Annotated in this window: 11 protein-coding genes and 1 pseudogene; 3 read left to right on the forward strand and 9 right to left on the reverse strand. The window is 71.9% G+C overall.

What is annotated here, in order from left to right:
- Positions 1 to 259: 259 nt before the first annotated feature.
- Positions 260 to 463: a hypothetical protein gene (locus ACQP2F_RS43350; protein WP_433298397.1), complete on the forward strand. Its 204-nt coding sequence runs from the start codon at positions 260 to 262 to the stop codon at positions 461 to 463.
- A gap of 93 nt (positions 464 to 556) precedes the next feature.
- Here the strand turns inward: ACQP2F_RS43350 and hemB are convergent, their stop codons facing one another.
- From hemB to ACQP2F_RS43390, 8 genes are all read right to left on the reverse strand, one after another.
- Positions 557 to 1,543: a porphobilinogen synthase gene (gene hemB, locus ACQP2F_RS43355; RefSeq protein WP_433298399.1), complete on the reverse strand. Its 987-nt coding sequence runs from the start codon at positions 1,541 to 1,543 to the stop codon at positions 557 to 559.
- Positions 1,544 to 1,558: 15 nt separating this feature from the next.
- Positions 1,559 to 3,145 carry a uroporphyrinogen-III synthase gene (locus tag ACQP2F_RS43360; protein ID WP_433298401.1) on the reverse strand — a complete coding sequence of 529 codons (1,587 nt, stop codon included), beginning with the start codon at positions 3,143 to 3,145 and terminating at the stop codon, positions 1,559 to 1,561.
- Positions 3,142 to 4,068 carry a hydroxymethylbilane synthase gene (hemC, locus tag ACQP2F_RS43365; RefSeq protein WP_433298403.1) on the reverse strand — a complete coding sequence of 309 codons (927 nt, stop codon included), beginning with the start codon at positions 4,066 to 4,068 and terminating at the stop codon, positions 3,142 to 3,144. The genes ACQP2F_RS43360 and hemC overlap by 4 nt, the downstream gene beginning before the upstream one ends.
- Complete coding sequence (locus tag ACQP2F_RS43370) at positions 4,065 to 5,354, reverse strand: glutamyl-tRNA reductase (RefSeq protein ID WP_433298405.1); 1,290 nt, start codon at positions 5,352 to 5,354, stop codon at positions 4,065 to 4,067. The genes hemC and ACQP2F_RS43370 overlap by 4 nt, the downstream gene beginning before the upstream one ends.
- Complete coding sequence (locus ACQP2F_RS43375; protein WP_433298407.1) at positions 5,351 to 6,097, reverse strand: redox-sensing transcriptional repressor Rex; 747 nt, start codon at positions 6,095 to 6,097, stop codon at positions 5,351 to 5,353. The genes ACQP2F_RS43370 and ACQP2F_RS43375 overlap by 4 nt, the downstream gene beginning before the upstream one ends.
- 216 nt (positions 6,098 to 6,313) lie before the next feature.
- A complete protein-coding gene (locus tag ACQP2F_RS43380) occupies positions 6,314 to 6,955 on the reverse strand; it encodes an HAD family hydrolase (protein WP_433298409.1) in 642 nt (213 codons plus the stop codon).
- A 10-nt stretch (positions 6,956 to 6,965) separates the two neighbouring features.
- Positions 6,966 to 7,223: a glutaredoxin family protein gene (locus ACQP2F_RS43385; protein WP_433298411.1), complete on the reverse strand. Its 258-nt coding sequence runs from the start codon at positions 7,221 to 7,223 to the stop codon at positions 6,966 to 6,968.
- On the reverse strand, positions 7,220 to 8,710 hold the full coding sequence (locus ACQP2F_RS43390; RefSeq protein WP_433298413.1) for an AMP-binding protein: 1,491 nt from the start codon (positions 8,708 to 8,710) through the stop codon (positions 7,220 to 7,222). Before ACQP2F_RS43390 ends, ACQP2F_RS43385 begins: the two co-directional genes overlap by 4 nt.
- A gap of 457 nt (positions 8,711 to 9,167) precedes the next feature.
- Here ACQP2F_RS43390 and ACQP2F_RS43395 point away from each other — a divergent pair, with 457 nt between their 5' ends.
- Both ACQP2F_RS43395 and ACQP2F_RS43400 read left to right on the forward strand, forming a co-directional pair.
- Complete coding sequence (locus ACQP2F_RS43395) at positions 9,168 to 10,046, forward strand: ECF subfamily RNA polymerase sigma factor, BldN family (protein ID WP_433307859.1); 879 nt, start codon at positions 9,168 to 9,170, stop codon at positions 10,044 to 10,046.
- A 181-nt stretch (positions 10,047 to 10,227) separates the two neighbouring features.
- Positions 10,228 to 11,115: pseudogene (locus ACQP2F_RS43400) on the forward strand (DUF5667 domain-containing protein); the annotation flags it as partial.
- 402 nt (positions 11,116 to 11,517) lie between these two features.
- On the opposite strand, the gene ACQP2F_RS43405 reads toward ACQP2F_RS43400, so the two are convergent.
- Positions 11,518 to 12,555, reverse strand: coding sequence for a lysophospholipid acyltransferase family protein (locus tag ACQP2F_RS43405; RefSeq protein WP_433298415.1), 1,038 nt, complete (start codon positions 12,553 to 12,555; stop codon positions 11,518 to 11,520).
- Positions 12,556 to 12,658 lie beyond the last annotated feature (103 nt).

Below are 12,658 nucleotides of genomic sequence, written 5' to 3' on the forward strand. Positions count from 1 at the left end.
CCCAGCTTCGATGACCACGCCCACCCCGCGTTGTCAGACCCGCGCCGTTCAGCGCTCCCGGCCCGCGTCCAGAATCGGCCAGATCCGTCCAGATCCCACCCGCATTCGAACACGATGACATTTCATGTCCAGTACCCGGATGTTTCCGGATCCACTCGCATCGTCATCGTCCCGACACGGTACGTCCGCGACAACCACGTCGCGGACGACTCCGCACCGGTCGTAATCCGACGGTCCCCGAGAAAGCAGGTGGCAACCGATGCTCAGCTACGCACTCTCCCCCGAAGCACCGAACGGCCTGCTGCTGGTGGCCACGCTCGCCGTGCTGCTCGCGTTCTGGCTGCTGGCGAAGGCGGTCGCGCCGGTGGCCGCAGTGCTGCGCAGCCTCGCTGCCGGCGTCCTGGCGTGCGTCGTCCTCGGCGCCGCGCTCGCCCTGCTGACGGTGGCCGTCGCCGGACGGTGACGGTGACGGTGACGGTCGCGGGACGCGGACCGTGACGGTGGCGGTCGCGGGACGCGGACCGTAACGGTGGCCGTCGCCGGGCGCCGGCCGGCGTCAGTAGCGCAGGCGCTGGGCCACCTCGGTGGCCCAGTAGGTCAGGATGATCTGCGCGCCGGCTCGTTTGATCGCTGTGAGGGACTCGGTGATGGCTCGGTCACGGTCGATCCAGCCGTTGGCCGCGGCGGCCTCGACCATCGCGTACTCGCCGGAGACCTGGTAGGCGGCGACCGGGATCGTGACCCGGTCGCGGACGGCGGCGATCACGTCGAGGTAAGGCAGGGCCGGCTTGACCATGACGATGTCGGCGCCCTCGGCTACGTCCAGGTCGACCTCGCGCAGGGCCTCGCGCAGGTTGGGCGGGTCCTGCTGGTACTGCCGGCGGTCGCCCTGCAGCGACGACTCGACGGCGGCGCGGAACGGGCCGTAGAAGGCGCCCGCGTACTTGGCCGCGTAGGCCAGGATCGACGTGTCCTGGAAGCCCGCTTTGTCCAGGGCGCGGCGGGCGGCCCCGACCTGGCCGTCCATCATCCCGGAGGCACCCAGCATGTGGGCGCCGGCGGACGCCTGCGCGACCGCCATCTCGGCATAAATGGCCAATGTCGCGTCATTGTCGACGGAGCCGTCCGCGGCCAGCACGCCGCAGTGCCCGTGCGAGGTGAACTCGTCGAGGCACAGGTCGCTCATGATGACCGTCGAGTCGCCCACCTCGGCGACCAGGTCCCGGATGCCGACGTTGAGGATGCCCGCCGGGTCGAGGCCGTACGACCCGGTCGCGTCCTTGTGATCGTCGGTGGGCACGCCGTAGAGCATCAGCCCGCCGACCCCGGCCGAGACCGCCTCGTGCGCCGCCTTGCGCAGCGACTCCCGGGTGTGCTGGACGACCCCCGGCATCGACGAGATCGGCCGCGGCTCGGCCAGCCCCTCCTTCAGGAAGAGGGGCAGCACGAGCTCGGCCGGCGCGAGCCGGTTCTCCTCGACCAGGCGCCGGATCGCCGGGGTGCGACGGAGGCGGCGAGGGCGGATGTCCGGGAAGGACGACATCACGGCTCCAAACGATTAACGGAAGCGCAGAGCGGTAGGTCCCTGAACCTTGGAGCCGCGGCGCTGCTTGGCCGGCATCGCGGCCAGCTTCTCGCGCAGCTCGATCGCGTACGACGCGAGCGCCTCGACCAGGTCCGGCACGGAAGCGTGCTGGGGCTGGACGTCGACGCGCAGGCCGAACTCGGTCGCGGTCTCGGCGGTCTTCGGGCCGATCACCGCGACGACCGTGCGGGCGTGCGGCTTGCCGGCGATGCCGACCAGGTTGCGTACGGTCGAGGACGAGGTGAAGAGCACCGCGTCGAAGCCACCCGACTTGATGGCGTCGCGGATCTCGGCCGGCGGCGGGGCCGCGCGGACGGTCCGGTACGCCGTCACATCGTCGACCTCCCAGCCGCGCTCGATGAGCCCGGCCGCGAGGGTCTCGGTGGCGATGTCGGCGCGGGGCAGCAGCACCCGGCCGACCGGGTCGAGGATCTCGTCGTGCGGGGAGAACTCGGCCAGCAGGCCCTCGCTCGACTGCTCGCCGGCCGGGATCAGCTCGGGCTGGATGCCGAACGCCCGGACCGCGTCGGCCGTGGCCTGGCCGATGCACGCGATCTTGACGCCGCCGAAGTGCCGGGCGTCGAGGCCGTGCTCGTCGAACTTCTCCCAGACCGCGCGGACGGCGTTGACCGAGGTGAAGACCACCCAGGCGTACCGGCCGTCGACCAGGCCCTTGACCGCGCGCTCCATCTGCGCGGGGGTGCGCGGCGGCTCGACCGCGATGGTCGGCACCTCGCACGGGATCGCGCCGTACGCCCGCAGCCGCGCGCTCATCGCCCCGGCCTGCTCCTTGGTCCGCGGCACGAGCACCTTCCAGCCGTACAGCGGGCGGTTCTCCCACCAGCTCAGGCCGTCGCGCTCGGCCACGTCGGCGCCGACCGTCAGCACCACCCGGCCGGTGAAGCCGAGCGCCGCGGCGACGAAGCTGTCGACGGTCGAGGCGGTCGTGTACTGCGTCTCGCCGGTGCCGTCACCGGTCACCGCGACCGGGGTGCCCGGCTCCACGCCGGAGGCGAGCAGGCCGTCACGCACGGCGGCCAGGTCACCGGCGTCGACCGCCACGGCGAACGAGCCCTTGCGCGCGGCGGCCGCCAGCGCGTCGAAGTCGAGCGCGGCCACGTCGCCGACGTCGGCTGTGGTGCGCACCGCGGGCAGCGGCACGCCGGCGTACGTCGCGACGCCCTCGGCCTGGCCGATGCCGGGCACGACCTCGAAGTGCACGGCGGTACGGGCGACGGCCTGCACCTCCTTGACCACGGAGTCGTGGCCGAAGGGGTCGCCGGCCACCAGGTGCACGGCGGACAGACCGGACTTGGCCGCGGAGAGCAGCACCTTGGCGACGTCGCCGGGCGCTCCCTCGGCCGGGCTGAACTGCGCGTCCGCCTTGGCCTCCGCCTTGATCGCGGACAGCAGGGAGTCGGGGACTCCCCGGTCGTACACCACCTGGTCGGCGTCGGTGAGCGCGGCGTGCGCGCGACGGGTCAGCAGCTCCGGGTCGCCGGGGCCGGCCCCGACGAAAGCGATGCGGCCTGCTGGCTTGCGGGCGGTGCGGGTGGTCATTCTGTGCTCCCCATCAGGGTATCGGCGCCGGCATCGAGGAGATCGGCGGCGAGCGCCTTGCCGATCTCCGCCGCGTCGGCGGGCGTTCCGGTGCGCGACAGGCGGATGGCTCGGGACCCATCCGGGCTGATCACCGCACCGCGCAGGTAGATCTCGTCGCCGGTCTCGCCCTCGGCGAGCTCGGCATGTGCCGCGACCGGGGCGGAGCACCCGGCCTCGAGCGTGGCCAGCATCGCCCGCTCCGCCACGACGGCGGCGCGGGACGGTGCATGGTCGAGCGCGGCCAGCAGCTCGACCAGGTCGGAGTCGGCCCGGCACTCCACCGCCAGCGCGCCCTGAGCCGGGGCGGGCAGCATGAGCATCGGGTCGAGCGTTTCGGTGATCTCGGCGGTGCGGCCGAGACGAGCCACGCCGGCCCGGGCGAGGACGACGGCGTCCAGATCGGCCTCGGGCCCGCGGACCCGGGCGATCCGGCTGTCGACGTTCCCGCGGATCGGCGTGACCTGCAACTCTAGGCCCAAAGCATGCAGTTGCGCGATTCGGCGCACCGCGCCGGTGCCGATCACGGAGCCCGGCGGCAGCTCGGCCAGCGTCCGGTCGCCCTTGGCGATCAGCACGTCACGGGGGTCCTCCCGGGGCGGGACGGCCGCGATGTAGAGCCCCGCGGGCACCGCGGTGGGCAGGTCCTTGTACGAGTGGACGGCGAAGTCGATCTCGCCGGCCAGCAGCGCGTCACGCAGGGCCGAGACGAAGACACCCACGCCGAGCTGAGCGACCGGGGCGCTGGAGCGGTCGCCGGAGGTGACGATCCGGACCAGCTCGACCGGCCGACCGGTGGCCGCGGTCAGCGCGTCGGCGGTCAGCTGCGACTGGGCGATGGCCAGTGCGCTGCCCCGCGTGCCAAGACGTAGTGGCGCGCTCACGCTTTTCCTCCGATCTCCGGTACGGCGTCAGCCTGGGTGGCGTGGGGAACGTCGAGGTCGAACAGCTCCCGCAGCAGAGCCGCGTACTGATCGCCGCCCGGTTCGGCGGCGAGCTGACGCACCCGGACGGTCGGCGAGTGCAGCAGCTGCTGAACGACCCGATGCAGCGTACGGGAAACGTCCGCGCGCTGCTCATCGGTGAATTCCGATCGCTTGCCGTAGAGCTTGCGCAGCTCCGCCGCCACCACGTCCTCGGCGCGGGTCCGCAGCGCGGCCACGGTCGGCGCGATGTCGGCGCCGCGCAGCCAGGCGAGGAAGTGCTCGACCTCCGCGGTCACGATCTGCTCGACGGCGGCGGTGTCGGCCGCGGCCGGCATCGCGCGCCGGGAGGCGGCCAGGCTGTCGATGTCGATCACGGTGACGCCGGGCAGGCCGGCCGCGTCGGGGGCGACGTCGCGCGGGACGGCCAGGTCGAGCACGACCAGCGGCCCGGCCGCGACCAGACGGTCCCGGGTCAGGACCGGCTCGGCCGCCGCGGTGGCGGAGATGACCAGGTCGGCGTCGCGCAGAGCGGCATCCAGCTGCTCGAACGGCACGGCCACCGCGCCGTACGCCTCGGCCAGGCGATCGGCCCGCGCCGCGCTCCGGTTGGTGATGCGCACCGGGCCGATGCCGGCCCGGGTCAGCGTGGCCACCGTCAGCGCGCCCATCGCGCCCGCCCCGATCACCAGCGCCGACCGGCCGTCCAGGTCGCCCAGCTCGGCCGACGCCACCTCGAGCGCGGCCGTGACCACGCTCTGGCCGGCCTTGTCGATGCCGGTCTCGGCGTGCGCCCGCTTGCCCACCCGCAGCGCCTGCTGCATGAGCTCGTGGAGCAGGCGCCCGGCGGTGTCGGCCTCGGTCGCCGCGTGGTACGCGTCGCGCAGCTGCCCGAGGATCTGGGCCTCACCGACCACCATCGAGTCGAGCCCCGACGACACCCGGAACGAGTGCAGCACCGCCGCCTCGTCGTAGTGCACGTAAAGGTGCCCGGCCAGCTCGGTGGCCGGGATGCCGGAGACCCCGGCGAGCACGTTGCAGACGTCGCCGAGTCCGCCGTGGAAGCCGGTCACGGCCGCGTAGATCTCCACCCGGTTGCAGGTGGACAGCACCACGGCCTCGCCGATGTAGGGCTGGCTGACGAGCTTCTGCAGAAGCGCGGGAACGGACTCCTCCGCGATGGTGAGCCGTTCCAGCGTGCTGACGTCGGCGGTGCGATAGGACGCACCGACGCTGAGCAGGTTCACGACCCGACCGCCTCCTGGTTGCCCGCCCCCGTGGCGGAACGGCCGCCCGGCAACGCGGTCAGCGACGCCTTGCGGTGCTCGTGGAATGAGAGGATCTGCAGCTCGATCGCGAGGTCGACCTTGCGCACGTCGACGTTCGCCGGCACCGAGAGCACGCACGGAGCGAAGTTCAGGATGCTGGTCACACCGGCCGCCACCAGCTCGTCGGCGACGGCCTGGGCGGCGCCGGCCGGGGTGGCGATGACGCCGATCGCGATGCTCTCCTCGACCGCGACCTGGCCCAGCTCGTCGATGTGCCGCACGGTCAGGCCGTGTATCACCTCGCCGACCTTCGCCTCGTCGGCGTCGAACAGCGCGACGATCTTGAAGCCCCGGCTCGCGAAGCCGTCGTAACCGGCCAGCGCGTGGCCGAGGTTACCGACACCGACCAGGCAGACGGCCCGGCGCTGGTCGAGGCCGAGCACGAACTCGATCTGCTCGATCAGCAGGGCGACGTCGTAACCGACGCCGCGCGTGCCGTACGACCCGAGGTGCGAGAGATCCTTGCGGAGCTTGGCCGAGTTCACCCCGGCGGCCGCGGCCAGACCCTCGCTGGAGATCGTGTCCGATCCGCCCTCGCCGAGGTTGTGCAGTGCGCGAAGGTACTCGGGCAGCCGGGCGATCGTCGCCTCCGGGAGATCCGGGAAGGCCGGGACCTGGCCCGAACCGCTGCCGGGCGTGCTTCCGTGACGCTGCTGACTCATCTGACTCCGTGCCGACGAGGTGTCGAACCTGGTGCGAGCCCTCTAACGCCCGGCTCGACCGGCTGTGATATCGGGCTCTGAAGTCACAGAGTAGGCGCTTGTGAAGGCGTGCACAAATCGCGATCTTGGTCGTACGAATGGACAAAGATCCACTATGCGTGCTAGTGGATCCCGCCCTCAAAGTATGCCCGCTGATCCGGCCGACCGGCCACCCCGCTACAACGACCGGGCTGTCGTCACCGCGTCCACGAGGGTGTCGGCTACCGGACGGCCCGACGCGCGCAGCCGGTCGGGGTGGGTGAAGCCGCCGCTGTAGAGCACGATCGCGGCGCCCACCGAGTCGGCCGCGGCCGCGTCGTCGAGCGAGTCGCCGATCAGCACGGCCTGCGATCCGTCGACACCGAGCTCGGCCAGGTGGCGGGCCAGATGACCGGCCTTGAGGTGGCCGCCGACCTCGGTGCGCAGCCCGTCCACCCGGGTGAAGACGCCGCCCAGGCCGTACGTCTCGACGGCCGGCACCAGCTCACTGTGGAACCACATGGACAGCAGCGACTGCGAGCCGGGCCACGACTTGATCGCGGTCATCGCGTCGTGCGCCAGCGTCATGTCGGTCAGGCCCAGCCGGTACGCGTCGTGGAAGATCCGGTCGAGCTCGCCGAACTCCTCCTCGTCGACCGCCCGCCCGAGGATCTCGGCGTAGAACTCGGCGACCGGCCGGCGGAACCGCGCGCGGTGCTCGTCGGGGTCGACCGCGCGGCCTCCCACCGCGGCGAACGCTTCGTTGGTCGAGGAGACGACCAGGCTGAGGTCGTCGAGCAGGGTGCCGTTCCAGTCCCAGACAAGGTGAGTGCGTGTCACGGCAGACAACCTATATGCGGGGCTCTCCCGGCTGTCGCGCCAAATCCCGCAGCAGCCGGGCCTCCTCGACCCGCCAGTAGCCGTGCTCGGCGCCGTCCAGCAGCACCACCGGCACCCGGTCGCCGTAGTCGCGCTCGAGCTCGACGTCGGAGTCGACGTCGACCCTGGTCCAGGCGCCGGGAACGATGCGGTCGAGCGCCGCCTCGGCGTCCTCGCACAGGTGGCAGCCGTCCCGGCTGATCAGGACGACCCGGTTCGGCTCGGTCACGACGTGATCTCCCTCTTGCGGACCTTGCCGATCACCGAGTGCGGAAGCTCACGCACCAGCTCGATGCTCGGCAGCTTGAAACGGGCGAGCTGCCCGGCGCAGAAGACCTGGAGCTCGGCCGGCGTGGGAGCCGGATCAAGAGCGCTCACCACGTACGCGTGGGGACGTTGCCCGGAGTCGTCGTCGGGCACGCCGACGACCGCCGACTCGGCCACTCCCGGGTGCGCGTCGAGCACCCGCTCGATCTCGGCCGGGTAGACGTTGAAGCCGTTGACCAGGATCAGCTCGCCGATCCGGTCGACCAGGTGCAGGTCGCCGTCGCCGTCCGCGTAGGCCACGTCGCCGGTGGCCCACCAGCCGTCGACGTCGGGGCCGCCCTCGCCGTCGGGCCAGTAGCCGGCGAACAGGTTGGCCCCCCGCACCACGATCTCGCCCGGGTCGGTGCCCGCGGAGTCGGCGACCGACAGGTCGAGCTCCGCCAAATCCTCCTCCGGCGATGCGGTGCCGTCTTCCCAGAGGACATCACCCGCGGCCGTACGCAGGCGGAGCGCGACGCCGGGCAAGGGGCGCCCGATCGAGCCCGTCTTGGTCCGGTCGCTGACGGCCGTGGTGGTGAGCACCGGGGCGGTCTCGGTCAGCCCGTACCCGATGATGATCGTCTTCCCGGTGGCGGCGGTGAACCGGGCGGCCTCGTCCGGCGAGAGCGGTGCCGCCCCGCACACGGCCGTGCGGACGCTGCCCAGGGCGGACCGCACCGACGGCTGTTGCGACCACGCCGCGTACATCTGCGGAACCCCGACCGTCACGGTGACCGCATGCTCCGCGATGACGCTGAGTGACGCGGCGGGGTCGAACCGGTCGATCAGGACGCCGGTCGAGCCGTGGTGCACCACCGTGCCGAGGCCGGTGTTGAGCCCGTACGCGTGAAAAAGTGGCATCGCCAGCAGCACCACGTCGTCGGGACCGACCACCGGCGGCTCGATCGCGTCCAGCTGCTCGTGGTTGGCGGCGAGGGCGGCGTGGGTCAGCATCGCGCCCTTCGGCCGCCCGCTCGTGCCCGAGGTGTAGAGCAGCACGGCGAGATTTTCGGGGGCGACTTCCGGCAGGTCACCGGTGGGTCCGGCGAGATCCGGCGGTACGCACGGCGGCGTCGGCGACCGAAGTTTGGCCGCCGTGGCCCGCTCGCCCACCACGACCGCGGCCCGGGCGTCGCCGATCACGTACTCGAGCTCGTCGGCGGTGTAGCCGGGGTTGAGCGGCACGGCGACCCGCCCGGCCCGCAACACGCCCAGGTACGTCACCACGAACTCGATCGAGTTGCCGAGCACGATCGCGACCCGCTCGCCGGGCCGGGCCAGCATCACCAGCCGCCGGGACGCCGCGTCGACCCGCCGATCGAGCTCGGCCCAGGTCAGCGTGGTGCTCGCGGTGATCAGCGCGGGGTGGTCCGGGCGGTTTCGGGCGGCGGCGGCAACCTTCGAATCCACGACCGCGAGTTTGGCACAAGGTGCCGTGAAGGGGACAGCGGACAGTCTGTCCGTCGCCTGCTCCAACGTGTCCACCATCGTGGCAGATGTTGCTTGTGTCTTGTCTGCGCCACTTCGTACTATTTTTGCGCAGCGCACACGGTGTGCGACTCCGTGTGTTCGGAGTCCGTGATACTTCGCGTCTGAGTAACGGACTCCACAGCCCTGGGTGAGGCGGATCCGGCGTTTTGCGGGTCGCCCCACCCGTTTTGCTATGAGTGATCACCCCTCATCCCGAGGAGGCCGCTGTGCCACAAAAAGCACGGAATTACTGCACTTCCACGTCTGGCGGGACGGAACTGCAGTCGGAACGGGCCCGCCGGGTTGAGGAGGCGCAGTGAGTCATGTGTACGCCGGGGACCCGTACCACCTGGCCTTTCCGAAGGGTCTGAGCGCCCTGCGGCAGTCCATCGACTCCATGATCACGAACACGATCCGCGGTGAGGGCGCCAAGCGGACCAGCAACCGCCGGCACGTCAACGAGTCGCCCGGCGTCCGGATCCCCCCGACCAATAACGCCAAGCCGCTCCCCAATGGCGGTTTGACGGGCGGCGGCCGGGTCGCGGTGCCGGGCCGGCCCGCGATGCCCGCCCAGCCGACCGCCGGGCAGCGCAGCAATCTGCCGGAGAGCCCGTCCAACGACCTGACCGTGGTCGTCCCGTCGCAGAGCACCTCCGGGCCGCCGAGCGAGAGCGAACCGCCGAAGTACCCGGCCCGCCCCGACCCGGGCGACGCCGCCGCCGAGGTGTGGGCGCTGGTCGAGCGGGCGCAGGCGGGCGAGGCCGAGGCGTTCGGCCTGATCTACGACCGGTACGTGGACACCGTCTTCCGGTTCGTCTACTTCCGGGTCGGCAACCGCCAGCTGGCCGAGGACCTGACCTCGGACACGTTCCTGCGCGCGCTCAAGCGGATCGGCAGCTTCACCTGGCAGGGCCGCGACCTGGGCGCCTGGCTCGTCACGATCGCCCGCAACCTGGTCGCCGACCACTTCAAGTCCGGCCGCTACCGCCTCGAGGTGACCACCGGGGACGTCCTGGACGCCGACCGCGAGGACCGCGGTCCCGAGGGCAGCCCGGAGTCGGCCGTCGTCGACCACATCACCAACGTGGCGCTGCTCACCGCGGTCAAGCAGCTCAACCCGGAGCAGCAGGAGTGCATCGTGCTGCGCTTCCTCCAGGGCTTCTCGGTGGCCGAGACCGCGCAGACCATGGGGAAGAACGAGGGCGCCATCAAGGCCCTCCAGTACCGGGCCGTCCGGGCGCTCGCCCGGCTGTTGCCCGAAGGGTTCCAGTGGTGACCCGGGCGCCGCACATGTCGATCTCCGTAGCACATGACCGGCCGTTCGGCCCCGTAACCGGGGGCGAGTGTCACGCGTTTGTCCGGGTGCGACCCCGGGCGGCCCTGGCGGCCCCCGGCTTTGTCGCGACCGTCGGCGACGCTGCCGACGAGACAGTCACGAGCGAGGGGAGGTGCCCGCGGTGAACTTCGATTTCCTGGACCGGCGGAGCGCCGAGCGCTTCGCGGAGCTTCTCGACGAGCAGCCCTCCGGCGTACGGCGGCACCACAGCCACGTACCGGCCGACGAGCAGCTCGCCGAACTGGTCGCCATCGGTTCCAGCCTCAAAGCGGCCAAGCCCGGGATCCAGGTCGATCCCGAGTTCCGCGTGGGCCTGCGAGCCATGCTGGTCGCCACCGCCGAGCGGGACGGCATCGGCCGTACCGCCACCGCCGTCGCGGCGGAGCCGGTCTCCGAACCGGCCGCAGCGGGCCGGGCCGGCCTGCGCGGCCTGGTCAGCGGCCGGGGTGGCCGCCGGATCCGGGCACGGGGGGCGATCGTGATCGGGGTCGCCGCCGGCGCCATGGCGGTGTCCGGCATCTCCGCCGCAAGCGAGAACGCGTCGCCGGGCGACGCGCTGTACGGGGTCAAGCGCTCGACCGAGCGCGCACAGCTGGCCATGGCCGGCTCCGACGTCAGCCGGGGTCAGCTGTCGCTGGACTTCGCCAGGACGCGCCTGGCCGAGGCCGCCGCCATGTCCGGCGACGACGCCGGCTTCGGTGGTGTGCTGGATGACATGGACGCGGACACCCGCAAGGGCGTACGCCTGCTCAACACCTCGGCCGTCGCCCACCGCGACGCCAAGCCGCTCACCACCGTCGACGCCTTCGTCGCGAGGCAGCGTCAGACGCTGGCGCCGGTGCTCGGCCGGCTCGGCCCGGCCAACCAGGAGCGGGCGCAGTCGTCGCTGTCGCTCCTGGACGCGGTCAACCGGCGCACCGACGACCTGCGGGCCGGGCTGAACTGCACCTCGGTGCTGTCGGCCGGCTCGGACGCGCTCGGGCCGAAGCTGCGCGACTGCACCACCACCGCCTCTGGCACCGGCAGCGCGCGGCCCAACGGCCGGAGCGGCAAGGTGACCACCCGTGACCCGCGCGAGTCGAAGGTCAAGCCGGAGCGGACGGACCCGGCCGCCGAGCCGACGGCCACCTCGGACGTCGCCGACCGGCCGGACACCGCCGGGAGCTCGGCCCCGCCCGGGCTGGCCCCGCTCGGTGGGACGCCGCTGACCTCGGAGTCACCGGTGACCGACAACCCGGGTGACACCGGCGACGGCAGCAGCAGCGGCGGGCTCGGTGGCCTGCTCGGGGAGCTCTTCGGGCAGGGCAGCTGACGTACGGGTTGAGAACGTGGCGAGGGGCGGTTGCCGGGAGTTACCGGACCGCCCCTCATCCGTCACTATAGGCGGATTTCACCCGCCCCTCCAGCAACATCAGATGCCGAACGGGTCCGGGCGTTTCTCCAGCAGCTCCAGCAGCGTGGCCTGGATCGTCTCGCGCACCTGGTCGGCGAGGTTGTAGACGACCATCGGGTCGTCGGCGTAGTCGGTGAGGTGCGCGGTCGGGATCGGCGGGCAGAACTGGATCATCCATTTGCTCGGCAACGGGATCAGACCGAGCGGCCCGAGCCACGGGAAGGTCGGCGTGACCGGGAAGTACGGAACGCCGAGCAGACGGGCCAGCGGCTTGACGTCGGCCAGGATCGGGTAGATCTCCTCGGCCCCGACGATCGCCACCGGGACGATCGGGGTGCCGGTGCGCAGGGCGGCCGAAACGAAGCCGCCGCGGCCGAATCGCTGCAGCTTGTAGCGGTCGGCGAAGCGCTTGCCGATGCCCTTGAAGCCCTCGGGGAAGACGCCGACCAGGTCACCCTGGCTCATCAGCCGCTCGGCGTCGGGGTTGCAGGCCACGGTCGCGCCCGACTTGCGGGCCAGCTCGCTGACGAACGGCATGCGGAACACCAGATCGGCGCCGAGCAACCGCAGGTGCCGCGCCTTGGGCGTCTGGTCGCGGATCGCCACCGAGAGCATCAGCGCGTCGAGCGCCAGCGTGCCCGAGTGGTTGCCGACCACCAGGCCACCGCCGTCGGCCGGCACGTTGTCGATGCCGAAGACCTCGGTGCGGAACCAGTCGCGGTAGAGCACGCGGAGCAGCGGATGGAAGACGGCGTCGGTGAGCTCACGATCAAAACCGAAGTCATCGACCTCGTACGCCCCGGCCAGCCGGCGCCGCAGGAAGGCCAGACCGGCGGCGACCCGCTGGTCCCACACGTCGATCGGGTCGACCCGCTCCTCGAACAGGGGCGTCTCGTCGGGCCGGCTCTGCTCGTCCGGCGCGGGCTCCGCATGACCGTTCATCTGCGGCACCTCCGGGATCGGCCGCCGGCCGTTGACCCGGACCGGTTCGGCCGGCTTGGGCAGCGTGAAGTCGGCGTGGCCGGGCAGCATGTCACGGTACTCGTGCTGGCTCACGAAGCCTCGCCCCCGGCGGACGATTTCTCGGCGGCCTTCACCGTGCGGGCGGCGCTGTTCGACCGTTGGGCGTGGACGGCGTTGCCGGACCGGTCCACCTTCC

This window comes from Actinoplanes sp. CA-030573 (assembly GCF_050951115.1).
In the GTDB taxonomy this organism is placed as follows: Bacteria; Actinomycetota; Actinomycetes; order Mycobacteriales; family Micromonosporaceae; genus Actinoplanes.

What these genes read in the sequence shown, in the direction of transcription:
- ACQP2F_RS43350 (WP_433298397.1), top strand. Translation starts at nt 260, where the DNA reads ATGCTCAGCTACGCACTCTCCCCCGAAGCACCGAACGGCCTGCTGCTG.
- hemB (WP_433298399.1), bottom strand. Translation starts at nt 1,543, where the DNA reads ATGTCGTCCTTCCCGGACATCCGCCCTCGCCGCCTCCGTCGCACCCCG.
- ACQP2F_RS43360 (WP_433298401.1), bottom strand. Translation starts at nt 3,145, where the DNA reads ATGACCACCCGCACCGCCCGCAAGCCAGCAGGCCGCATCGCTTTCGTC.
- ACQP2F_RS43375 (WP_433298407.1), bottom strand. Translation starts at nt 6,097, where the DNA reads ATGAGTCAGCAGCGTCACGGAAGCACGCCCGGCAGCGGTTCGGGCCAG.
- ACQP2F_RS43395 (WP_433307859.1), top strand. Translation starts at nt 9,168, where the DNA reads ATGATCACGAACACGATCCGCGGTGAGGGCGCCAAGCGGACCAGCAAC.